This window comes from Aequorivita vitellina, from assembly GCF_022008365.1.
Classification (GTDB): Bacteria; Bacteroidota; Bacteroidia; order Flavobacteriales; family Flavobacteriaceae; genus Aequorivita; species Aequorivita vitellina.
Genome location: NZ_JAIRBA010000009.1, coordinates 68,190 through 91,346 on the forward strand (window position 1 = coordinate 68,190; position 23,157 = coordinate 91,346).

21 protein-coding genes are annotated in these 23,157 nt (G+C 36.6%); 15 read left to right on the plus strand and 6 right to left on the minus strand.

Annotated features, from left to right (window positions below; translation table 11 throughout):
- Positions 1-26 precede the first annotated feature (26 nt).
- Positions 27-893, minus strand: coding sequence for a sigma-70 family RNA polymerase sigma factor (locus K8089_RS06615; RefSeq protein ID WP_237602496.1), 867 nt, complete (start codon positions 891-893; stop codon positions 27-29).
- Between the two features lie 126 nt (positions 894-1,019).
- Here K8089_RS06615 and K8089_RS06620 point away from each other — a divergent pair, with 126 nt between their 5' ends.
- The 10 genes from K8089_RS06620 to K8089_RS06665 all read left to right on the plus strand — a co-directional run bounded on the left by K8089_RS06620 (position 1,020) and on the right by K8089_RS06665 (position 9,682).
- Entirely contained in the window at positions 1,020-1,229 is a 210-nt protein-coding gene (locus K8089_RS06620; protein WP_237602497.1) for an adenylosuccinate synthetase, read from the plus strand.
- Between the two features lie 82 nt (positions 1,230-1,311).
- Positions 1,312-1,962 (plus strand): hypothetical protein, encoded by a 651-nt coding sequence (locus tag K8089_RS06625; RefSeq protein WP_237602498.1) that lies wholly within the window; start codon positions 1,312-1,314, stop codon positions 1,960-1,962.
- A 162-nt stretch (positions 1,963-2,124) separates the two neighbouring features.
- Positions 2,125-2,574, plus strand: a complete 450-nt coding sequence (locus tag K8089_RS06630) for a hypothetical protein (RefSeq protein WP_237602499.1) — start codon at positions 2,125-2,127, stop codon at positions 2,572-2,574.
- A complete protein-coding gene (locus K8089_RS06635; protein WP_237602500.1) occupies positions 2,571-2,771 on the plus strand; it encodes a helix-turn-helix transcriptional regulator in 201 nt (66 codons plus the stop codon). Before K8089_RS06630 ends, K8089_RS06635 begins: the two co-directional genes overlap by 4 nt.
- A 141-nt stretch (positions 2,772-2,912) precedes the next feature.
- Positions 2,913-4,664 carry a thiamine pyrophosphate-dependent enzyme gene (locus tag K8089_RS06640; protein ID WP_237602501.1) on the plus strand — a complete coding sequence of 584 codons (1,752 nt, stop codon included), beginning with the start codon at positions 2,913-2,915 and terminating at the stop codon, positions 4,662-4,664.
- A 4-nt stretch (positions 4,665-4,668) separates the two neighbouring features.
- Positions 4,669-6,192, plus strand: a complete 1,524-nt coding sequence (locus tag K8089_RS06645; protein ID WP_237602502.1) for an FMN-binding glutamate synthase family protein — start codon at positions 4,669-4,671, stop codon at positions 6,190-6,192.
- A gap of 23 nt (positions 6,193-6,215) precedes the next feature.
- Entirely contained in the window at positions 6,216-6,674 is a 459-nt protein-coding gene (locus K8089_RS06650; RefSeq protein ID WP_237602503.1) for a universal stress protein, read from the plus strand.
- A 61-nt stretch (positions 6,675-6,735) separates the two neighbouring features.
- A complete protein-coding gene (locus K8089_RS06655) occupies positions 6,736-7,041 on the plus strand; it encodes a DUF1456 family protein (protein ID WP_237602504.1) in 306 nt (101 codons plus the stop codon).
- A 692-nt stretch (positions 7,042-7,733) separates the two neighbouring features.
- The gene (locus K8089_RS06660; RefSeq protein ID WP_237602505.1) at positions 7,734-8,348 is read left to right on the plus strand and encodes a YqaA family protein; all 615 of its coding nucleotides are present in this window, start codon (positions 7,734-7,736) and stop codon (positions 8,346-8,348) included.
- A gap of 68 nt (positions 8,349-8,416) precedes the next feature.
- Entirely contained in the window at positions 8,417-9,682 is a 1,266-nt protein-coding gene (locus K8089_RS06665; protein WP_237602506.1) for an MFS transporter, read from the plus strand.
- A gap of 55 nt (positions 9,683-9,737) precedes the next feature.
- On the opposite strand, the gene K8089_RS06670 is transcribed toward K8089_RS06665, so the two are convergent.
- From K8089_RS06670 to K8089_RS06680, 3 genes are all read right to left on the minus strand, one after another.
- Positions 9,738-10,295 (minus strand): DUF4256 domain-containing protein, encoded by a 558-nt coding sequence (locus K8089_RS06670; protein WP_237602507.1) that lies wholly within the window; start codon positions 10,293-10,295, stop codon positions 9,738-9,740.
- Between the two features lie 24 nt (positions 10,296-10,319).
- A complete protein-coding gene (locus tag K8089_RS06675; RefSeq protein ID WP_237602508.1) occupies positions 10,320-11,054 on the minus strand; it encodes a YoaK family protein in 735 nt (244 codons plus the stop codon).
- Between the two features lie 182 nt (positions 11,055-11,236).
- Positions 11,237-11,788 (minus strand): ExbD/TolR family protein, encoded by a 552-nt coding sequence (locus K8089_RS06680; protein ID WP_237602509.1) that lies wholly within the window; start codon positions 11,786-11,788, stop codon positions 11,237-11,239.
- A gap of 174 nt (positions 11,789-11,962) precedes the next feature.
- Here K8089_RS06680 and K8089_RS06685 point away from each other — a divergent pair, with 174 nt between their 5' ends.
- On the plus strand, positions 11,963-12,529 hold the full coding sequence (locus K8089_RS06685; RefSeq protein WP_237602510.1) for a Crp/Fnr family transcriptional regulator: 567 nt from the start codon (positions 11,963-11,965) through the stop codon (positions 12,527-12,529).
- Positions 12,530-12,622: 93 nt separating this feature from the next.
- Here the strand turns inward: K8089_RS06685 and K8089_RS06690 are convergent, their stop codons facing one another.
- Positions 12,623-13,498: a pirin family protein gene (locus tag K8089_RS06690; protein WP_237602511.1), complete on the minus strand. Its 876-nt coding sequence runs from the start codon at positions 13,496-13,498 to the stop codon at positions 12,623-12,625.
- 251 nt (positions 13,499-13,749) lie between these two features.
- On the opposite strand from K8089_RS06690, the gene K8089_RS06695 reads away from it, so the two are divergent.
- Together K8089_RS06695 and tamL are read left to right on the plus strand one after the other, a co-directional pair.
- Positions 13,750-18,825 (plus strand): translocation/assembly module TamB domain-containing protein, encoded by a 5,076-nt coding sequence (locus K8089_RS06695; RefSeq protein ID WP_237602512.1) that lies wholly within the window; start codon positions 13,750-13,752, stop codon positions 18,823-18,825.
- Between the two features lie 39 nt (positions 18,826-18,864).
- The gene (tamL, locus tag K8089_RS06700; protein ID WP_237602513.1) at positions 18,865-21,135 is read left to right on the plus strand and encodes a translocation and assembly module lipoprotein TamL; all 2,271 of its coding nucleotides are present in this window, start codon (positions 18,865-18,867) and stop codon (positions 21,133-21,135) included.
- Between the two features lie 6 nt (positions 21,136-21,141).
- Here the strand turns inward: tamL and K8089_RS06705 are convergent, their stop codons facing one another.
- Positions 21,142-21,753, minus strand: coding sequence for a hypothetical protein (locus K8089_RS06705; RefSeq protein WP_237602514.1), 612 nt, complete (start codon positions 21,751-21,753; stop codon positions 21,142-21,144).
- A gap of 139 nt (positions 21,754-21,892) precedes the next feature.
- Between K8089_RS06705 and msrA the strand changes: the two genes are divergently transcribed.
- Both msrA and K8089_RS06715 read left to right on the plus strand, forming a co-directional pair.
- Positions 21,893-22,441, plus strand: coding sequence for a peptide-methionine (S)-S-oxide reductase MsrA (gene msrA / locus K8089_RS06710; RefSeq protein WP_237602531.1), 549 nt, complete (start codon positions 21,893-21,895; stop codon positions 22,439-22,441).
- A gap of 258 nt (positions 22,442-22,699) precedes the next feature.
- Positions 22,700-23,146, plus strand: a complete 447-nt coding sequence (locus tag K8089_RS06715; RefSeq protein WP_237602515.1) for a cold-shock protein — start codon at positions 22,700-22,702, stop codon at positions 23,144-23,146.
- The last annotated feature ends 11 nt before the right edge of the window (positions 23,147-23,157 follow it).

Below are 23,157 nucleotides of genomic sequence, written 5' to 3' on the forward strand. Positions count from 1 at the left end.
ATTGAAATCATCAATATTTTAACATTTTAGCCAAGATATTTTTTAAGAATGTGGCTTTTTGAAGTTTGGCGTAACCTTCTAATTGCTTTTTCACGAATTTGGCGTACCCGCTCTCTACTTAAATCGAACGTGTCTCCAATTTCTTGAAGCGTCATTGGTGGCTGTCCACAAAGACCAAAATTCAATTTTACTACGTCGGCTTCGCGCGGGGCCAGTGTATCTAGTGCTCTGTTAATTTCAATTCTAAGTGATTCGTGCATCAAACTTTTATCTGGGTTCGGACTTTCGCCCGAACTAAGCACATCGTAAAGATTGTTATCGTTTTCACCTTCTTGAAATGGTGCGTCCATCGACAAACTTCGCGTTGAATTTTTAAGAGAATTTTTTACTTTAGATTCACTAAAATCTAGTTCCTTGGCAATTTCGGCAGCCGTTGGCACACGTTGAAATTTTTGTTCAAGATGAATGGAAGCTTTTTTAATTTTATTGATATCGCCAATTTTATTTAAAGGCAAGCGAACCACTCTCGATTGTTCTGCTATGGCCTGCAAAATTGCTTGACGTATCCACCACACTGCATAGGAAATAAATTTAAAGCCTCGAGTTTCATCAAATCTCTTCGCCGCCTTTACCAAGCCCACATTTCCTTCATTAATTAAATCGGGAAGACTCAAACCCTGATTTTGATATTGTTTTGCCACGGAAATAACAAATCTTAAATTTGCCCGGCTCAGCTTATTCAAGGCTTGTTGATCTCCTTCACGTATGCGTTGAGCCAACTCAACTTCTTCTTCAGCAGTTATTAAATCAATTTTACTAACGTCCTGTAAATAACTGTTTAATGATTTTGTTTCGCGGTTGGTTACTTGCTTCGTGATCTTAAGTTGTCTCATATATTCTGGTGTTTTTTATAATAACACGGCATAGTATGACATTTTAGGGTAATTTCCAAATAGTTAACACAAGTTGTTAAAATTTGATAGTCCAATTATTTTGCATACTTTCATAAAAAAAATAATATGAAACCTTATAAACTCATTCTTTTGTCATTTTTTCTACTAATTGGCAACTTAATTTTTGCACAAAAACCCACCGAAGTACCCAAGCCCAGTGAGGAACCAATAGATTTAACAAATCCGGCAGATATAATTATTTATATTGTACTTCCAGCGTGTGCCGTGCTATTGTATTTTATTTATAGAAATAGCCGTAAAAAAAAGAATAAATAATTTTTTGGAAATAAATTTTTTTACCAAGCCAAATACTATTTTTGGTGCAGTTGTTGTTAACTATTGTGAAACGTTATAAAACATGTTGAAGCCTTTTTTTCTATTCGGTTTTCTTTTAACCGCTTGTACTTCATTTTCGCAAATTGAATTGCCAAGTAATTCTGTGCGTTTTGACAACTCAAATTCCAACATAAACAGTTCTACGGGTTTTGAAATTCCCGCGATAAAAGCACCGTCTCTTTCTAATACCAAGAACCCGAATACGCCAAATAATTCAGATTTGGGAAAAGAAAAGGAAAAGCCAATAGACATGCAAAATGGTGACGGTTTACAGGAATATACCACAAATAAAACACCAAAATATTTCACCACCGACAAAGAAATAAAACCCGAATACGGAAAAGATCAGTATTTAGGCGATTTTAAAACCAAAGCCAAAACAGCAACTTTTATGTATCGCGATCATCAATTTGTGGATGGCGATATGATACGGGTTTATGTAAATGGCGAAATAGTAATTCCAAGGGCTAGGTTGGAAGGTAGTTTTAGAGGGTTGGACGTGCCGCTACAGGTGGGTTTCAACAAAATAGATTTTGAAGCATTAAACCAAGGGTCATCCGGCCCAAATACAGCGCAATTAAATATCTACGACGAAATTGGCAATCTGCTAGCTTCCTATGAGTGGAATCTTCTAACAGGCAATAAAGCAACAGCCATATTGGTGAAGGAGTAGTTTTTCTTTAAACATTTTTAATTGTAAAAAATGATGTGATAAATTCATCGCAAGTGTTCAAAATAAAATTATTTTGAAATGTAAAGTTAGGTTTACATATTAAACAGTATATTTGTCTTATTGTTAAGTAAGCTTGCATTAATTCACTTTGAACTTTTTGTTATGAACATGAATAAAATTTGCGATTCGGAAGAAAGAAGATTGCACTGGTTGGTCAATTTTAAGTTGCCAAACTACTGGAAGAAAATAGGGTGGGGCGTACTCATTATTTCGTTCGTATTTCTTATACTCACTAAGTTTTTTGACGGTGATTATTTGGTAATTAAGTCAATTCTAAAAAAACTAACACTTGTTGGTTTATTGATTGTTGTTATTTCAAAAGATAAAATTGAAGATGAACTGGTAGAAAATTTGCGAGGCAAGGCTTTTTCGTTTTCTTTTATTATTGGTGTGATTTACGTTTTGGTACAACCAATTATCAATTACGCGGCATTTTTAATATTCAAACCAGAAAGCGCAAAATTTGAAGACTTGGGCGATTTTCAAATTCTTTGGTTTTTACTAATTGTTTATTTAGTGACTTTTTGGTCTTTAAAAAGAAGAAATTCATGAAAAACACCTTAAAAGTAGAACGTGCCATCCTAAACTTCACACAGGAAGAACTTGCAGAAAAGATTGGTGTTTCTCGACAAACTATCAATTCTATTGAAACCAATAGGTATGTGCCTTCCACACTTTTAGCTTTGAAGTTATCAAAGGTTTTCAATAAACCGGTAAATGAATTTTTCAAACTTGAAGAAAATGATTAGCATCTTTTTGTCTCATTTTTCGTTTAGTATTTAATTCATAGCTTCTTTGCACCGTTAAACTTCCCTTAACAAAACAGAATTAGTACTTTATATCTTTCATTTTTCTATTTAAGGTCTGTAATTTTATAGGAAAATGAAATTATGAATGTTTCCGAACAAATCCTCGAAATTCTTAAAAATGTTGGTGTAACCCAAATTTGGGGTGTAACTGGCGATGCGTTAAACACATTTACCGATGCCATCCGTGACGGCGATGGTATAAAATGGAATGCTGTAAGACACGAAGAAAACGGTGCTTTTGCAGCCTGCGCCGAAGCACAAATGACCGATAATCTAGCAGTCTGTGCGGGCACGGTTGGCCCGGGAACACTTCACCTAATTAATGGACTTTACAACGCAAAAAAAGAGCGGGTCCCGGTGCTTGCAATAAGTGGGCAGGTGGCTCGCGTAAATATGGGAACCAACTATTTTCAAGAGGTTGGGCTCACCAAAATATTTGACGATGTTTGTGCGTATCAAGCTGTAATTCGTTCTGCCGAAGAGGCGCCCCGCGTGGTTTTAAAAGCCATTCAGATTGCTTTGGAACAGCGCGCCGTAGTTCGTGTGGAAATTCCCGTAGATATTGCGGTTGAAGAAGCGCAGGGCGATCATTATAAACATCCAGTGTTTCGTGGCAATGCAGTTTTAGTGCCTTCAGATGAAGATATAAATCTGGTTGCAAATGCTATAAACGAAGCAGCAAATATTACCATTCTTGCAGGCTCGGGATGCAAGGGAAGCAAAAAGGAGGTGTTGGCGCTTTCCGAAAAAATTAAGGCACCCATTGTGCATACGTTGCGCGCTTCAGATATTATTCACAATGACGATAAAAATGTGGTGGGTTTAACGGGGCTTATTGGAAATCCATCGGGTTATCACGCAGTTATGAAAGCTGATCTGCTGTTGATGCTGGGTACGGATTTTCCGTATAGTAACTTTTTACCAGACGATTCTAAAGTAATTCAAATAGACAGTCGTATTGAAAATATTGGAAATCGAGTAAAGGTAGATATAGGGGTGCAGGGTGATTGTTTAGCGACACTTCAAAAATTAGAGTCTAAAATTCTTCCGAAGAAAGACTCCTCCTTTTTAGACAATTTGGTTGAAAACTTCAAAAAATGGAAAGAGCAAAAAAAGGAGAGCAGTAGTTTAAAAAACAACGAAGAGCCTTTGCATCCGCAGCTTTTTATGAACGTGTTGAATGCGAAAGCTTCCAGCGATGCCTGTTTTACAGTAGATGTTGGCGAGAGTGCTATTTGGGTGGCGCATCATTTAACGCTTCACGGTAAACGCAGGCTGCTCGGTTCCTTCAATCACGGTTCTATGGCGGTTGGTTTTCCGGCAGCAATGGGTATTCAATCTGTAAATCCCGGAAGGCAAGTTTGGGCAATAGTGGGCGATGGCGCGTTCGGGATGTGTATGAACGACTTTATTACCGCGGTACGATACAATTGGCCTGTTAACATTTTAGTTTACAACAACAGCGAGTTAGGATTCGTGAAAATTGAAATGGAAGAAGCGGGCTATGCAATGGCAGATGAAGCGTTGAGTTTACAAAACCCAAATTTTGCTGATTACGCCAAACTCTGCGGCGGTGATGGAATTAGGGTGGAACACGCTACCGATATTGAAAAAGCGATTGAAATGGCAATCGCTTCACCCAAACCTTTTATAATTGATGCAGTTACAAATCCCGGTGAACTGTCGCTGCCGCCCAATATAACGTTAGAGGAAGCTTGGGGTTTCGGAAAATCTAAAGTGAAAGAAATTTTATTATCTGTTAAAGGCGATGAAAGTCAAAAGAAAAATTTAATGGATGAAATAAAAGGATTTTTTCACAATTCAAAAGAATAGAATAATGAGAGAAGCAGTAAAATTTACGTTTATTACTATAGGAATAATTGCTATAATAACCTGTACAGCTATTTGGCCAGCATACGGTTTTTCCATTATAGGTGTTTTAATTTTTGCAATTGGTATCCATGATTTATTTCAGAAAAAGCATACCATTCTGCGCAATTTCCCAGTATTGGGCCATATGCGGTTTTTGCTCGAAATGATTGGCCCCGAACTTCACCAATATTTTGTAGAATCTGATACAGACGGCAAACCAATAGACCGAAATCACCGAGCGTATGTTTATCAAAGATCAAAATTGCAAAAGGAAACACATCCATTCGGCACTGAATTAGATGTTGAAAAGGAAAACTATAAATGGATGAAACACAGTATTTATCCTTCAAAATTATTGGAAGAAGCACCGCGAGTTGTGGTAGGTGGGCCAGATTGCAAACAACCGTATAGTGCGAGTATTTTTAATATTTCAGCAATGAGTTTTGGGGCCTTGAGTAAAAACGCAGTTATGGCATTAAACCTTGGTGCGAAAGCTGGTAATTTTTTTCACGATACCGGTGAAGGTGGAATTTCCGAATACCATTTAAAAGGAGGCGATTTAGTATATGAAGTAGGGACCGCGTATTTTGGTTGTAGAACAGAAGATGGCAACTTCTCACCCGAAAAGTTTAAGGAAAAAGCCGCGATTCCCGCTGTAAAAATGATTGAAATTAAAATCAGTCAAGGTGCAAAACCCGGTCACGGAGGTGTTTTACCAGCTGTTAAAAACAATGAAGAAATCGCTAAAATTAGAGGTGTAAAGCCGCACACAACCGTACTATCACCTCCGGGCCATACAGCCTTTAACGATGCCGAAGGATTTTTAAAATTTGTGAAACAAATGCGCGAATTGAGCGAAGGGAAACCCATAGGATTTAAATTGTGTATTGGCAGTAAACAAGAATTTATAGACATTTGTGAAAAAATGATTGCTACGGGCATCAAGCCCGATTTTATTACAGTAGACGGCTCGGAAGGTGGAACGGGCGCCGCGCCCATAGATTTTTCAAACTACGTGGGAATGCCTTGGGAAAAAGCACTTGTATTTGCGGTGGACACCTTAAATGGCTATGGGTTAAAAAAAGATATTAAAGTAATAACCGCAACAAAAATTTTTACTGCTTTCGATATTTTTAAAGCCCTTTGCATGGGTGCCGATATTTGCAATTCGGCGCGAGGAATGATGCTCGCTTTGGGTTGCATTCAGGCATTGCGATGCGACACCAATACTTGCCCCACGGGTGTAACCACAAATAACCCAAGCTTAATGCGAGGTTTGGTTGTTGAAGAAAAATGGAAGCGTGTTAAAAATTATCACGATGAAACAGTAAAGGAATTTTTAGAACTTTTTGCGGCTGCAGGCTGTAACACACTTTCCGATTTAAATAGAAGTTTTATTTTTAAACAAGTAGAAACAGAAGTAAAATGTTACGATAAAATTTACCCGACCGTTTATGAGGGAATACTGCAAAAAGAAAGTTATATTTAATGCGCAATCAAAAGTATTAATTTATGAAAAAAGTACTAATTACACTCGATTATAATCCCAATTCAGAAAAAGTTGTAAATAAGGGTCAAGAACTGGCTAAATTGATGGGTGCTGAAATTTGCCTATTACACGTTTTAGCAGAAGTGCGTTATTACGGAATGCAGTACGAACCATTTATGGGGTATGAGGGATATGCATTTCCGGTAGATTTCAGGATTCAAGAAGAATTTGTGAAAGTTGCAAAAGATTATCTCGAAAAAACTGCAGCACATTTGGGTGGAGAAAATGTTACAACCCATTTAGCCGAAGGCGATACCGCTAAAAGCATTCTTGAATATGCCGAATCGTGGAATGCTGATGTAATAGTGATGGGAACCCACAGCCACGGCACTTTGGAAAAAATATTTTTGGGAACCGTTGCCTCAAGTGTTTTGGAACGTACAGAAATTCCTGTCTATATGGTTCCAACTGGAGAAAAATAACGGGAAGATAAAGCTTTTTTATGGCGGATAAATTAATATATCTTTGAACAAATAAATTTTTATGGCTTTAAGTAATAACGATATAATGAAAAAACTGCGTGTAGCTCATAAATTACGCGATGACGATATTGTAAAAATATGTTCCTTGGTAGATTTTGCAGTAACTAAAAGCGAATTGGGAGCTATTTTTAGACACGAAAGTCACGAGAAATATATGGAATGTGGCGATCAGTTTTTACGTAATTTTTTAAACGGTTTGGTAATTCACTTAAGAGGACCGATGCCAGAGCGGAAAGTTAAAAAACCGGAAGACAAAAAACCACGCACGTACAAACCGCGACCGAAAAAAGGAAAAGAAAAAAGCTGAATTAAATTTCTTCAATTCAGCTTCATTTCGGCGTGGGCAATTTTAATAAATATATCTGCATGTCTTTCTAATTGTGGGATCTTCAAACACTTGTTTATTTGCGCTTAAATATTGCAAAGTGTGTAGTTTTTGCGATCCGCATTTAATTCTCTTTTGAATGTTTCTCAATGTTTTCATCTTTGGCTTTCTTTAATAGGGGTTACTTGTAACGTCTTTTTGTATTCCATAAATACGCTTTGGAATTGCTGGGTCTGTGTTGTTTTTCGTTGTTGTCTAATGTTCTCATGATTCCTAGTCTTTAATTGTTTTCGATTTAATTTTTTAGTGAAACCTTCTTTTCAAATTCCAAGAATATGATTTTGAAGTTTTCATCTTTGCTGTTAATTGATTGTTGTCTAAAGTTCTCATAATAAATTGTTTTATCGGGTTATATCTAAAAGACGCAGCAATTATAGTTTTGTTACAGTACTATGTAATACAAAGTAGTATTTTAACGAAAAATTAACGTTAGAGTCCTTTTACAAAATAGCACAACAACCACTCAAAATGTTTAACATACTATTAACCGTCAATGCTTTACCAAAGTGTTGCAGTATATAGGGTTTAGCTTTATATTTGTGCCCTGTTACCGATGCCACACAGGCAGAAGTAAATACGCATATTCAGAATAAAAAAAATTATCCCAAACTATAATGAACACCGTAAAAAAATCGGAAACTAACAAATTTAAACGCACCCACCTCTATTATAAATACACTGGGTTTTATTCCTTCGTAGGGCAGAGCCTTAAAAAAGCAATCATTCCTATTATTGTGGTAGTGGCGTTGTTAATTGCATTAGATAGATATGTCGTAGATTTTAGCGATTTATTTACCTACATTACAATTACGTATGCTCCGCTAAATGTTTTATTGGTCTTTCTTGCATCCGAATCACTTTTAGGCCTTGTTCCGCCAGAAATATTTATTGCTTGGAGCGATAAAATGCCGCAGCCAATTCTTTATTTAACACTGTTGGCAACGCTTTCGTACATTGGTGGTATTATTTCTTACTTTATAGGAAAATGGATTTTCACCATTCCTCGTGTTTATGCTTATATGGAAGGCAAGATGAAAAAACACTTAAAACACATTCGCAAGTGGGGTGGGTTTTTAATTGTTGTTGGTGCGCTGTTACCTATACCTTTTTCTATGACGAGTATGGCTGCGGGAATGATTCACTATAAATTTAAAAACTATCTATTATTTGGTTTGTTGCGGTTTGTACGGTTTTATCTGTATGCAATTGCCATATTCAGTTTGCTGTAGTACTTTTGAAGTTTCGAAGTATATTCTTCGTAATAACACTTTCTTTTTCAAATTACCACTTCTTTTAAATGAAGAAAAACGACCCCTACGCAGCATTACGATTTCGGGAATTTAATATTTTTCTTCTAGTTCGTTTTGCAATGGTTTTTGCGTGGACTATGCAATTTGTTGTAATAGAATGGGAAGTTTACAGCATTACCAAAAATCCGCTCTCACTCGGCATTATTGGTTTAATGGAAGTTATTCCCGCAGTATCTATGGCGCTTTTTGCTGGGCATATTGTAGATCAAAAGGAAAAACGCGGGCTCTTAATTAAATGTATTTTAGGTTTTTCTGTTGTTAGTCTCGGCCTATTTTTAATAACTTGGCCACGCATAATAGCAGATCTTTCTACCGAAGTAATACTTTACACAGTTTACTTTTTAGTATTTATGGGAGGCATCGTTCGCGCATTTCTTGGCCCGACTATTTTTTCGCTTTTTTCCTTATTGGTTCCTAAAAAAATATACCCCAATGCGGCGACTTGGAGTAGTTCCGTTTGGCAAATGGGCGCAGTGGTTGGTCCAGCTTTTGGAGGATTTTTTATTCATTGGATTGGTGTTCACTGGTCTATGTGTTTTGTTTTTGCGTTTTCACTTACCGCTTTAATGCTGTTGTTTCAAATTCCGAAAAAACCAATTTTAAATCCAAATATTGGGGAGCCCGTAATGAAAAGTTTAAAAGAAGGAATAAAGTTTGTAAAAAATACCAAAGTAATTTTAGGGGCTTTAACGCTAGATATGTTTGCGGTTTTATTTGGTGGGGCAGTAGCGCTTTTACCTATTTACGCACAAGACATATTAAAAGTAGGTCCCGAAGGTTTTGGAATTTTACGTGCCGCGCCAGCCGTTGGGGCATTGTTAATTATGTTTACTTCCGCGCATTTTCCACTTAATAAAAATGCAGGTATGAAACTGCTCGCAGCCATTTTTGGTTTTGGTGTTTGCATCATTGTATTTGGGCTTTCCACGTGGTTTTGGGTTTCGGTAGTGGCGCTTTTTTTGAGCGGAGCCACCGACGGAATTTCTATGGTAATCCGGCAAACGATACTTCAATTGCGAACTCCAGATGCTATGCGTGGACGCGTGGCTTCTGTGAATTCTATGTTTGTAGGTTCATCTAACGAGTTGGGCGCTTTTGAAAGCGGACTTACCGCAAAATTGATGGGCACAGTTACAGCAGTGGTCTTTGGGGGAGGAATGACGATACTAACCGTAATTGGAACTGGAGCTTTCTTTCCCAAATTGCGAAAGTTAGATTTGCAGAAGGATTTGGAAGAACACCAAAAAGAATAAAACCGTTTTACACGCTAATTCAAGTTTTGTTACTTTTTGAAGAAATACATTGTTTTTAAACTTTTAGTAAAGCACGAAATCCTCTTCCTGCATAGTAAGATTGCACGCCGTTGTGATAAACGAATACTGTATTAAAACGAAAATCTCCAAAAATTGCACCGCCAAGTTTTCTGATTTCTGAAGGGGTTTTTAACCAACTTGATGTTTTAGTGTCAAACTTGCCGAGTTTTTGCAATTTCCGGTATTGGGCTTCGTTTAAAAGTTCAACCCCTATTTCGGTTGCAAAACCCATTGCGCTGTTTTTTGGCTTGTGTTTTTTTCTCACTTCCAAAGCATCATTATCGTAACAAAAGCTTCGGCGGCCTTTGGGGCTTTCGGCGGAACAGTCGTAGAAAATACATTCGTCTGTTTTTTCGTCATAACCCACAACATCGGGCTCGCCGCCCGTTTCTTCCATTTTGTAAAGCGACCAAAGTTTTTCGGGATTGGCTTTAAGTCTTCTCTCCACTTGTTGCCATTCCATATCGTCATGCCGCTTTGGGTTTGCATTGAAACGTGATTTTAAATTTACAATCAATTCGTTCTGCTGCTGGGTTGTTAGTGTCATTTTCATATTTCGTAATTTGCGTTGACTTATTTATGGCTTTCGATAATAGTTTCGTTTTGCTTTAATCCATCCGAATCTAACATCGTCGTAAATTAAACTGCCGAGTAAAATAAATGCCCCCAAAAACAAGGTATTCAGCTTTAAATTAAGTGTTGAATAAAACAATCCGCCGGTTATTCCGCCTGTAAAGAAAAAAGCAATAATATAAATTCGTAACCTTATTGTCGCTTTAATTTTTCTACTATTGCGATGTGTTTTCGGAAAAAATAATTGGGAGAGTTCAATGCCTAAATCGGTGAAAAGACCTGTTAAATGAGTAGTTCTTACAACGGCATTCGAAATCTCGGTTACATATGAATTCTGCATTCCCATGGCGAAAAGTAAACAACAGGCAATTAGGTGCGGGTAATTTATTTCGGTGAAATTACTAATCACTGCAATTGAAATTAAAATAAACGATTCAATTAAAATTGGAGTTGCAAAAATGTTTAGCTTTTTATTCTCCTTAAATATTTCAATTAAAAAACTTGACGAAAAAGAACCGACGAGAAATGAAAATATATACAAAACATAAATGGTGCCTTTCCAGAAATTGAAATTTTCAACATCATACATAAACTGAGCGAAGTGGCCAGTAACATTTGTAGTGAGTTGGTGAATGGATAAAAACCCAGTAACATTAACAATGCCGGCTACAAAGGACAAAACGGTGGCAATTTGCAGATTGTGTTTTAAAGTTCTGCTTCGTCCTTGGTGTCTTAACATTAAATAGTTGTTTGGAAGTTAAAATATCACAGCGTCGTAATTACAAATTTAACAATTTTGAAGTACAAATAAATTTAAATAAAACTTTTCATACAATACAATTCCAGTAGGTTTAGCCTTAAACGAAGTTTTAGATGGTTATTTCTGAGATAATTGTTTTTAAAATATTTTCGAAGAAGTTTTCATAAAGACGATTCAATAATTCTGAAAGGATACGCATCTTGTGTCTTTTTTAATTCTTCATCTGTGATTTTTTTAGCATCCGTTTTTAAAATTTCAGAAACATACTGCTCACGTAATTCAAAATAAGCCGAAGCTATTTCATCTTGAATTGAAATATAACTTTGATAGGGTGCTTCGCGATGAATTGAAAATGAAATAGAAGCTTTTTTAGGATTATCGGAAGAATCAGCAAGTTGTTCCCCATGGCAATAAACGCAGGATTGGTCTGCATTGTTATCTATAAAACGTATTAATTCGTCTTTTAGATCTTCAATTTTCGTAAGTGTTTTGTTGACCATAATTTCCCCTTTTTCGTTGACGCTGATGGCAAATATATTGTTCTTTTTAAGCGGAATATTACAGATGGCTCCAGGCGGACAAGCCTCCGGAAGATTACGCGTAATTCCTTTATCGTTCGGAATCATCGAGGTTACCAAAAAGAAAATTAGAAGTAAAAAAGCAATGTCGGCCATGCTGCCGGCATTTACGGTGGGCATGTTTGAATTTCTCATAATTTAAAATGGTTTAGTGTTCTCTCTTTCAGGAAACAAAAAAAGTGCCACAAGTTTATTTTGTGTGGCAGCAATTTGTTTCAGTAGAAAATTGTAATTTTAAAATGTTGAGAAATTCACTGTTAAATGATTTCAGAAAATAAAAAAATAGCATCCCGTTTTCAAAGGTATTTGATGGAAACAGCAGGAATGGCTGAAGATGAAGCCGCAAATATTACTTCAGATTTAAAACGTTTAAATTTTGAAAAAGGAAACATCGTTTTGAGAAAAGGCGACTTGTGCAAACATTCTTTTTTTGTAGAAAAAGGTTTGTTGCGATCGTACACGCTTGAAGACAATGGGAAAGAACACGTAATACAGTTTGCACCCGAAAATTGGTTTATTGTAGATAGGAGCAGTGTATATTTTAATGATACTTCCGAAATTTTTATAGAAGCTGTTGAAGATACCCAAGTGGTTTTAGTAAATGAACAATTTGTTTGCAGAGCAAATGAAAGTAGTTTAGCTTTTAACAGATTTAACGATAAGTTGCTGCATAACCACATTAGGCAATTGCAAAAAAGAATCAATCTATTGCTGGGCGCAACCGCCGAAGTACGCTACTTAAATTTTATAGAAACATATCCAGATTTACTGTTGCGGGTACCGCAGTGGATGATTGCTTCGTATTTAGGAATAACGCCCGAAAGTCTTAGCCGTGTGCGGAAAGAGCTGGCGCATAAAAATTTTAAACCGAGTTGAGATTTGCCAAAATAAACGCAGTAGAGAACTAGTTTTAATTGAATTGTTTACAAACAAAAAGTTCCCGACTGCGCGTTATAGACTATAAATTTTCTATTCTAAATATCCAAATTTCCCCATATTGAAGTCATTCATGGCTTGCATTATTTCGGCACGGGTATTCATTACAAAAGGGCCTTGAGCTGCAATGGGTTCGTCAATGGGTTCGCCACTTAAAACCAAAACCACAGCGTTGTCTGTTGCTTCAATTGTAAATTCTTCACCTTTATTTTCAAACAATCCCAGACCGTCTGTATTAATTTCTTCGGCATCATTTACATTTATATTTCCTTCAACTACTAAAACAACTGTATTGTAATTTTCGGGAAAACTGAATCTTGCTTTTCCGCCTTTATTCAACTTTGCGTTGAGCATATGCACAGGGGTAAAAGTACTTGCCGAACCTTTTTCGCCCAAGTATTCGCCTGCAATAACTTCAACAACTCCTGCATTATGGGGCAGTTGCACCTTTTGCAATTCAGCATTTGTAATGCCTTGGTATTTTGGTGGGCTTTTTTTGTCCTTTGCTGGAAGGTTTACCCATAACTGCACCATTTGGAAATATCCACCAGCTTTGCTAAAATTCTCCTCGTGATATTCTTTGTGTAGAATTCCCGAAGCAGCCGTCATCCATTGCACATCGCCTTCGCCAATTACACCACTATTGCCAGCGCTATCTTTGTGTGCAACGCTACCTTTGTAGGCAATGGTTACCGTTTCAAATCCTTTGTGCGGATGCACACCAACGCCACGTGGCTGGTCTGTGGGCGGGAAGTAAAATTTACTGTTATAATCCATCATAATAAACGGATTCATTCTTTCAAACCCTTCTCCCAAGCCGGAAGGAATATACTGGTGAACCCTAAAACCATCGCCAACCATATGAGGGCGCGGAGGTGTTAATACGCGTTCTATATTTCGTGTTTTCATCTTGTTATTTTTTAAATTAATTATATAAAACTACTTTATATACCGCTGATAAACATTGATGTATGATAAGAAAAAACACTGCATTTGTTTTGAATATTGCATACAATTCTTTTAAAAGTTGAATTCTATTTTTAAACTGCATTCATTGTAAATATTTAACAGAAGTTTATGTCAAATCGCAGATTGTTGGCGGGATAGCGTGCATAATTGACACGAATTTTTTATATTTTTGAATACCACCAAAAATTGCTTTGGAAAAGAAAAAAGAAAAAACAACAAAACCATCTAAGTACAGGTTTTTAAGAATACTGGGGAAAATTTTCGCAGCTCTTATAATCCTGTTTATCTTGTTGGTGCTTTTTATTCGCAGTCCTTGGGGTCAAAACATTATCGTGCAACGTGCAGTAAAATACGTTTCCGGCAAAACCCACACCAAAGTTGAAATAGAAAAACTCTTCATCACTTTTGACGGAAATATTATGTTGAAAGGTCTTTATCTCGAAGACAAAAAGGGCGATACTTTAATTTATTCAAAATCGTTGGAGGCAGATGTGCCTTTAATGTCAGTTATTCGCGGAAATGCAATTGGCGTTAATTATATAGATTGGGAAGGTTTGCGCGCTAATATTGTTCGAAAAGATTCCATTAACGGTTATAACTTTCAATTTTTAATCGATGCTTTTGTCACCTCAGATTCCACTTTGGTAGCAGCAGATACTACCGCAACCCCGATGGAATTTATGCTAGGAGACATTGCTTTAAAAGATATAGATGTAAATTTTAAGGATGCCGTTTTGGGAATAGACAGCAAATTTAAAGTAGGGCAGTTAGCACTTCAAATGAGGAAAACCGATTTAGAAAACATGGAATTCCGTGCTTCCGAAGCCGAAATTTCCAACGCACAGATTAAGTACATTCAATCGCCCGTGCCACCACCCTCCACAGAAGCTCCGTCCTTACCGTATTTGGTTTTGGATGAACTTAAACTTAAAAATGTTTTCGTTAATTATGAATCTTATGCCGATAGAATTGCCGCAAACTTGGAAATTTCAAATTTATATCTCGAATTGCCAAAAGCCGATTTGGCGAACAACGATATTGAAATTGGGCAATTCAATTTAAAAAATTCAATCGTCACAATTAATACTGAAACTGAAAATAACGGCATTACTCAAAAAGTTGAGGAAGTAACAGACAATTTAAAAGAAGACATTCAAAAATTTGATTGGCCAGATTTCAATATTACCATGGCCGAAGTAGATTTTGAGGGAAATAACATTAGCTATTTTGTCGGTAATAATAAAGTGAAGGGCAACGTTTTTAATCCTAACGCCATCGCGTTGCAAAACCTAACGTTAAAAGCGAAGGACGTTTTTCTGAAAGATAAAAAGGTTGGTTTACAATTGGAAACGCTAACTTTTAATGAAAGCTCCGGTTTTAACCTAAACGAACTTGCGTTAAAACTGGAAGCAACTGATGCATTTTTAGCGGTAAACAATTTAAATCTCGCGCTCAACAGCAATAAACTGAAAGGAAAGTTTCGATTGGATTATAAATCTTTAGCCAGCTTAATTGAAGTGCCCGAACAGTCTAAAATTTCCCTCGATTTCCCAACTTTTCAAGTAGATTTAAAGGAAGTATTTAAACTTCAACCCGAACTAAAAAAGAATGAATATTTAAAAACACTCAGTAAAAAATACCTGTCCGGAAATGTTGCAGCGGCTGGTTATCTTTCGGCCATTCAAATTTCCAACTTGAATATTCGCTGGGGAAATACCACCCGCATTGCCGCCAACGGGTTTTTTGAAAATGCCACTGTTCCCAAAAATTTAAAATTCAATATTCCTCGTTTTTCCGCGCAAACTAAACGCAGCGATTTACTTCAGTTTATAAGCGAAGCAGACCTTGGCGTAAATCTGCCGGAAGACGTTTCACTTAAAGGAGAAGCAAAAGGAAACTTAGAAGATATTTACGCCAAAGCGAATCTTACCACTTCGCAGGGAATAGCAACAATTGACGGCCATTTCAAAAACGATTCGCAAATTGCATTCGAAGCCGATCTTGAAATAAAACAATACAAACTGAACGAATTGCTTCAAAATGAGCAATTGGGGCCAATTAGTTTGCAGCTGAATACAAAAGGTTTTGGCAGTGATATCAATTCGCTCGATGCTACTTTGGAAGCTACTGTTTCCAGTTTTCAGTTTAATAATTACGCAATCCAAGACTTATCCATTACAGGAAATATTAAAGATGGAAAAGGCGAAGTAGTTTCAAATTATAAAGATGAAAACATAAATTTAAACCTAAACGCAGATGTGGTTTTAGACTCGGTTTCGCCTACAGCAAGTGTACATTTAAACCTTATTGGCGCTAATCTCCAATCGCTCGGACTAATGAGTCGCGATGTGCGAACCGCCTTTAAACTAGATGCCGACTTTGAAGGAAACAAGGATGGATTTGATGTAATTTCTACTATTGGCGATGGGGTATTGGTTAACGATAATAGAACGTATTTGTTAGGCGATGTTTTGGCTACGGCTCACGTTCGCAGCGATACAACTTCTATTTGGCTAGATAATAAAATGGTAGAACTCAGCTTAGAAAGCAATACGGATCCTGCAACTTTTAGCACGTCGGTACAGCGGCATATTTCCAGCTATTTTTCTAAAAAAATTGCTTTTGCAGATACGCTTCAAAATCCTGTAAAGCTCGATATTAAGGGACAAATTGTTGAAGCACCCGTTTTAAATGAAGTGTTTTTAGTAAATGTAAAAGACCTAGATACTGTAAAAATAGACGTAGCTTTTGATGAGGCTGCTCGAAAATTGAAAGCCGCCATTACTGCGCCCCACATAAATTACGGAGGAAATGAATTAGACAGTTTGGCTTTTACAATGGACACAGATAGCGAAAAATTTGTTTTTGACCTTGGTTTTAATAGCATTAAAGGCGGTCCGTTGGAAATACCAAAAACTAAGATTACCGGAAACCAACTAAATGGCGAAATGAACTTGAATTTTACTTCAGTTTACAAAGATAGTACGTTAATAAACATTCAATCGCAAATTACGGGAACTGCAGAAAAACTGCGGTTTCACGTTGTGCCAGAAGATTTAATTTTAGACAGAAATCTTTGGACAACACCCGACAATAATGAAGTATTGATATTAAGGGAGAAGTTGGAGTTCAATAATTTTCGTTTCACAAGAAATAACGAACTTGTGGAATTAACGCATAATTTAACTGGAGTTTCGCCACAGCACGCTGCAATTCGCTTTGAAAATTTCAAATTAAGTGAAATTCTAAATTATTTAAATCCGTCTGAAGAACTTGCAAAAGGAAACCTAAATGGAAGTTTAGCAATTGTGGATCCTTATGGAAATTCGGGGCTTATAGCAGATTTGGCCATACATGAACTAAATCTGTTAAACGTAGATTTGGGAAAGTTAACCGTTGACGCAGAATCCAAAGGCGGAAATAGTTATGACTTTAATTTGGCACTAAAAGAAGGCGAAGTAAATCTAAATTTAACGGGAGATTACATTGCCACTGAAAAGGATGCAAAGCTAAATTTAGATTTAAATATCATTGATTTCAAAATGCGAGCTTTGGAAGGCTTTTCTTTAGGGGAACTAAAAAATGCCGATGGAAGTTTTTCGGGAAAATTCAACGTCACCGGAAGCACTACCGCACCTAAATACGATGGTAGTTTGAATTTTAAAAATGCCGATTTTACTATTTCAAAATTAAATGCACCATTCACTTTAGCCGATGAAATCTTACAAATAGACAATAAAGGTTTCTATATGGATGGTTTTACGGTGTTAGACGAAAACCAAAACAAACTGGTGCTTACAGGTAATATAGGTACAGAAAGTTTTATAAACCCTACTTTCAATTTAAATTTAAAAGCACAAAATTTTCAGGTATTAAACGCCACTAAAGACGATAACGATTTTATTTATGGGAAGGCTTCATTTGATGCAGACGCTAAATTAACGGGCGATTTGCATATACCAAAGCTAGACGCCCAGCTTTCGGTAAATGACGATACCAATATTACCTATATTCTCCCTTCTTCCAGTGTTGCTATTGAAGAGCGGGACGGGGTGGTTATTTTTGTAAACCGCGAAAACCCCGACGCCATTTTAACAAAAAACACAGAAAAATCGGCAACGTTCACCGGTCTCGATGTAGCTGCTTTTATAAATATTGGCAAATCGGCAAAAGTCACCATCATTATAGATCAGGAAACAGGCGATAATTTTGAGGTATTTGGCGATGGCGAGTTCGATTTTAATATGAATCCAAACGGAAATATGACTCTGAGTGGCGTCTATGAAATTGCTGGTGGTCATTACGAAATGAATTTGTACAACCTTGTAAACAGACGTTTTGAGCTTTCACCCGAAAGTAAAGTTACGTGGTCTGGAGATCCATTTGATGCCAAATTAGACGTAAAAGCAATTTACACGGTAAAAGCTTCCGCATCGCCTTTAATGGCGCCAATAACTTCGGGTTCCGATCCTTCGGTGAAAAATAAATATAAACAGGTTTTACCATTCAATGTATATTTAAATATTGATGGACAGTTAACGCAGCCCGAAATTGGTTTTAATATAGATATGCCAGAGGACGAGCAAGGTGCAGTTGGCGGACAGGTTTACGGCAGATTGCAACAAGTGAATACACAACAGGACGAATTAAATAGGCAGGTATTTTCACTTTTGGTCTTAGGTCGTTTTTACCCAGAGCCCGGTAGTGATGGAAGCCGCGGTGGATTTGCAACCGTAGCTCGCGACAACTTGAACGACGCTATTTCAGATCAATTAAATGTAGTTTCAGACAAACTACTTGGAAGCACTGGAGTTGAACTGGATTTTGGATTAGATAGCTATACAGACTACCAAGGCGAAACAGCGCAGGAACGCACCCAATTAGATATTGCCGCGCAGAAAAAACTGTTTAACGACAGGCTTATTGTGCGCGTAGGCAGCGAAGTAGATTTACAGGGAAGCAGTGCCACAAACGAACCCGTTCCTATAATTGGCGATGTAAGTTTAGAGTATTTACTCACCGAAAACGGTAGATACAGATTAAAAGGTTTTCGAAAAAATCAATTTGAAAATATAGTTGATGGTCAAACTATTGTTAGTGGAATTGCGCTAATTTTTACGCAGGAATTCAACAAATTTGATGAATTGTGGCAGGCTCTGCTTCGCGGCGAAACCAAAAAAGAAAAAGCCGAAAAGAAAGCCGCTGAAGAACAAGCTAAAAAAGAAAAGGAGCAAACTGAAAAGTCAACTAAAACGAAAGGCGAGTAATTCATTATTTCTCAATTAATTGAAATAAAATATTAAATTTTGAACAGTATTTATAAAATAACAATTTTTAGTACCGCGATTTTGTTCGTGCTGCAATCTTGTGCTGTAAAGAAATTTATTCCGGAAGGGGAGCGACTTTACACAGGGGCCAAAGTTGAAATTGAATCAGATTCGGTAATAAATAATAAAGGAAATTTAGAAGCTGTTTTAGAAAAAGCACTACGCCCAATACCGAATAAAAAGTTTTTGGGAATGCGTCCGGGGCTTCATTTTTATTACAAGATGCAACAGGAAAAACCTGGGTTTATCAATCGGTTTTTTTATAAAAAAATAGGCGAGGAGCCCGTTTATCAAAGCGATGTAAAACAGTATGAGGTTGAGGAAATACTGCTGAACAGAATGGAAAATAGAGGCTTTTTCTATTCAGATGTGAATTCAGAGTTTATAGAAAATGAAAAAGAAGCCTCTGCAATTTACACCGTAAAAGCACCAACTCCGTACACTATTGCAAGCTACCAACTAGATTCTTTACGGCCGCCGGTATATTCGGCGATTCAACAAAGTGTTGCTAAATCGCAATTAAAAAAAGGGCTTCGTTTTGACCTTTCAAATTTAAAATTGGAACGGGAACGTATAGACCGCGATTTAAAACAAAAAGGCTTTTATAATTTTAATTCCAGCTTCTTAATTTTTGAAGCCGATACAAATCAGTACGACAAAAAACGTTTCGATTTATTTCTTCGGTTAAAAAAAGATATGCCTCAAAAAGCGATTGTTCCGTATAAAATTTCAGAAATAAACGTTTATGCAAATTACGACGGACAAGATACCACGGTAACCGATGTAACCCGCTTTAACGATCGAAATTATATAAACAGCGCTTCTCATTTTAAACCGAAATATCTGGATCCGTTTATCACTTTGGAAGCGGGAAAACTATACAGTCCCGAAGATTCACGCAATACCGCAAGACGACTTTCAACAATTGGTGCGTACAAATTTGTAAACATTCAATATAAAGAAAAGGATTCGTTGCATAGCGATAGTTTGGGGATTTTGGAGGCCAATATTTTTCTTTCGCCTTTAAACAAACGGGCTTTGCGAGTTCAATTGCAAGCTGTTACAAAATCTAACAATTTTGCTGGGCCCGGTTTGGCATTAACGTACAGTAATCGAAACCTTTTTAACGGTGGCGAAACACTAAACACTACTGCCAGCTTTGGTTATGAAGTGCAAATGGGTAGTGGCAGTAATAGTGGCAATACAAGTATAGATTTAGGTTTAAAATCTGAATTGATTTTTCCGCGAGTTATATTTCCTATAAAAATTGATACAGATTTTTTTAAATATGCCATTCCCAAAACAAAAACCAGTTTAGGTATAGATTATTTAAGTAGAACCAAACTATACGCTCTGTTTTCGGGTACGGCGCGGTTTGGATATATCTGGCAGGCTAATAAGTTTGTAACCCACGAAATTATTCCTATTTCAATTAATTACACCAAGCCTTCAAATACCACTCCCGAATTTGAAGCTATTTTAGACGAAAACCCGTTTTTGAAACGCAGTTTTGACCAGCAATTTATTTCTGGATTGAACTATCTATTTACGTATAATGAAATGATAGAAACTTCAAAAACAAATCAGTTTTTTCTCAATACAACATTGGATTTAGCGGGAAACAGCATTAGTGTTTTCGGAAAAGAAAATGCGATGGGAACCAAAGAATTTTTAGGGTTGGAATATGCCCAATTTGCAAAAGTAGATGTAGATTTTAGATATCATTTCAATTTTGGAAATGAGCAAGTTATCGCTGCCAGGCTCTTTGGTGGCTACGGATACGCGTATGGCAATTCTGAAGTCGTACCATATGTAAAACAATATTATTCGGGAGGTCCGTACAGTGTTCGTGCATTCAGAATTCGTTCTTTGGGCCCGGGAACTTATAATGATGAAAATAATCCGAACTCCAATTATTTTGACCAAACCGGAAACATTCGTTTGGAAGCCAATATTGAATACAGGTTTCCATTATTTTCATTTTTTAAAGGAGCCGTTTTTGCTGATGCCGGAAATATTTGGAATTCAAAAGCATTGCCAACCTATAACGGAAAAGACAAATTCACTTCTAATTTTATAAACGAATTGGGAATGGGCGCAGGTATTGGCTTACGGGTAGATGTACAAGGCTTTGTGCTTCGGTTTGATTTTGCCGCGCCGTTTCACGATCCATCGCTTTCGGAAGAAAAACGCTTCAATTTTAATGTAAATGAAACGGTGTTTAACTTCGGAATTGGTTATCCTTTTTAGTTATTTCTACTTATTTATTTCTTCAAGTAATTGATCGAAATCTTCAATTTTAACGTGCAAAGTACCGTCCAAACTTATGATTGGCGTAGTAACCGAATCTATTTGCACCGTAGAATTTGCAAATGCGGGTGCCAATTGATCTTTTAATTCAGGCTTTTCAGAAAAACGGTGTACGGTATATAAATACCTACTCTTGTTTAGGTTGGACACCAGGGAGTCGCAACTAGTGCAGGTTTCAGCAATGTAAACAATCACTTTTTTCTTTGGATCTATTTTTATGGGTTCAAAACTCCTACGCATAGCGCGTCGCGAAAGACTGTCATTTATTTCAAGGTTATATGTATAATGTGCTTTTTTACCCCTATCGACGATTAAGTTAGCAAGCAATACTTTTGAAGCTGCAGGAATTCGAACCGGTCTCGGCGCGCTTTTACTTTGTCTAAAATTGGTTCCTTTAACCGTAATTTTTACGTCTAAATCTTTTTCAGTTTTATTTAAACCATAAAGAAACAGACGGCTTGGTTTCTCTTCTTCAACTATTTCTATTTGTTTTTCTTGTGAGAATAATGGCGTAACGCTCATTGAAAAAAGTAGCGCAAAAAGTATTTTTTTAATCATGAAGAATGTTTTAAGGTTTTTTAAAGATATGATTTTCAACAAGATTCAAAAAATAAAATACTGAAAAATACACAGCTAGCTTTAACAATACTTTGTAAAATTTAGCCAAACGCAGTAAGTATCTTTGAAAAAAAGAACAATGGAAGAAAATAATTTAGAAAAAATGACTGTTGGCGGAGGCTGCTTTTGGTGCACCGAAGCGGTTTTTGATCAAATAAATGGCGTTGAAAAAGTAGTATCGGGTTACGCTGGCGGGACAGTTCCTGGAACGCCCACCTATCGCGAGGTTTGCAGTGGACTTACAGGACATGCCGAAGTAATTCAAGTCACTTTTAATCCCGCGATTGTTTCATTTGAAGATTTGCTCATTATTTTTATGACCACCCACGATCCTACAACCTTAAACAGACAAGGAGCAGACAGGGGCACGCAATATCGTTCGGTAATTTTTTATCACAATAAAAATCAAAAAGAAATTGCTGAAGCTGTTTTAAGTGAAATGAAACCTTATTTTGAAAACCCAATCGTTACGGAAATAGGCCCATTGGAAAAATTTCATCCAGCCGAGGAGCAGCATCAGGATTATTACATTAATAATAAAAACCAAGGTTATTGTACAGCTGTTATTTCGCCAAAACTCGCACGATTAAGGCAAATGCATTCAGATAAATTAAAATCAACGTCGTAACGCAACAAATTAATTTTTCTTCAATAATAAATTGAAAATTTGAAGCAATTTTTTAACAAATGGTATTTCAATATATTGTTACTTTAACCCTTTTTATGATGTTACTTGTCTAATTTAATGTACCTTTGTAACCCACGGATGCAAATTATTTAAACCCACCTAGGTAAACCAATAAAACAACAAATTACATATAACTAATTCAAAAGTCATCTGCAGCGTGTGGATGGCTTTTTTTATTCTAATAATTTAAAAATTAAAATGGCAAAATCGCAACAGACGTATAGTAAAAAAGAAAAGGAAAAAGCAAAACAAAAAAAGCGGGAAGAAAAGCAAAAGAAAAAGGAAGCTCGCAAGGCAGAAAAGACGCCAGGTATTGATTTTGCTTATGTAGACCACAATGGAAATTTAGTAGATACGCCGCCAGATCCGTCTATGAAAGTAGAAATTGAAGCCGAAGATATTGTACTCGGAATTCCTCCAAAAGAAGAAGGCGAGCGCGAAGCTTTTGATCCTGTGAGACAGGGAAAAGTTTCATTCTACGATTCTTCCAAAGGTTTTGGATTTATAATTGACAATGAAAATAACGAAAAATATTTTACGCACGTAAGCGGAATTATTGACGAAATTACAGAGAATGACATCGTATCTTTCGAACTTGAAAAAGGCCAACGCGGTATGAATGCCGTAAAGGTTAAAAAGGTTTAAAACTTTCTATT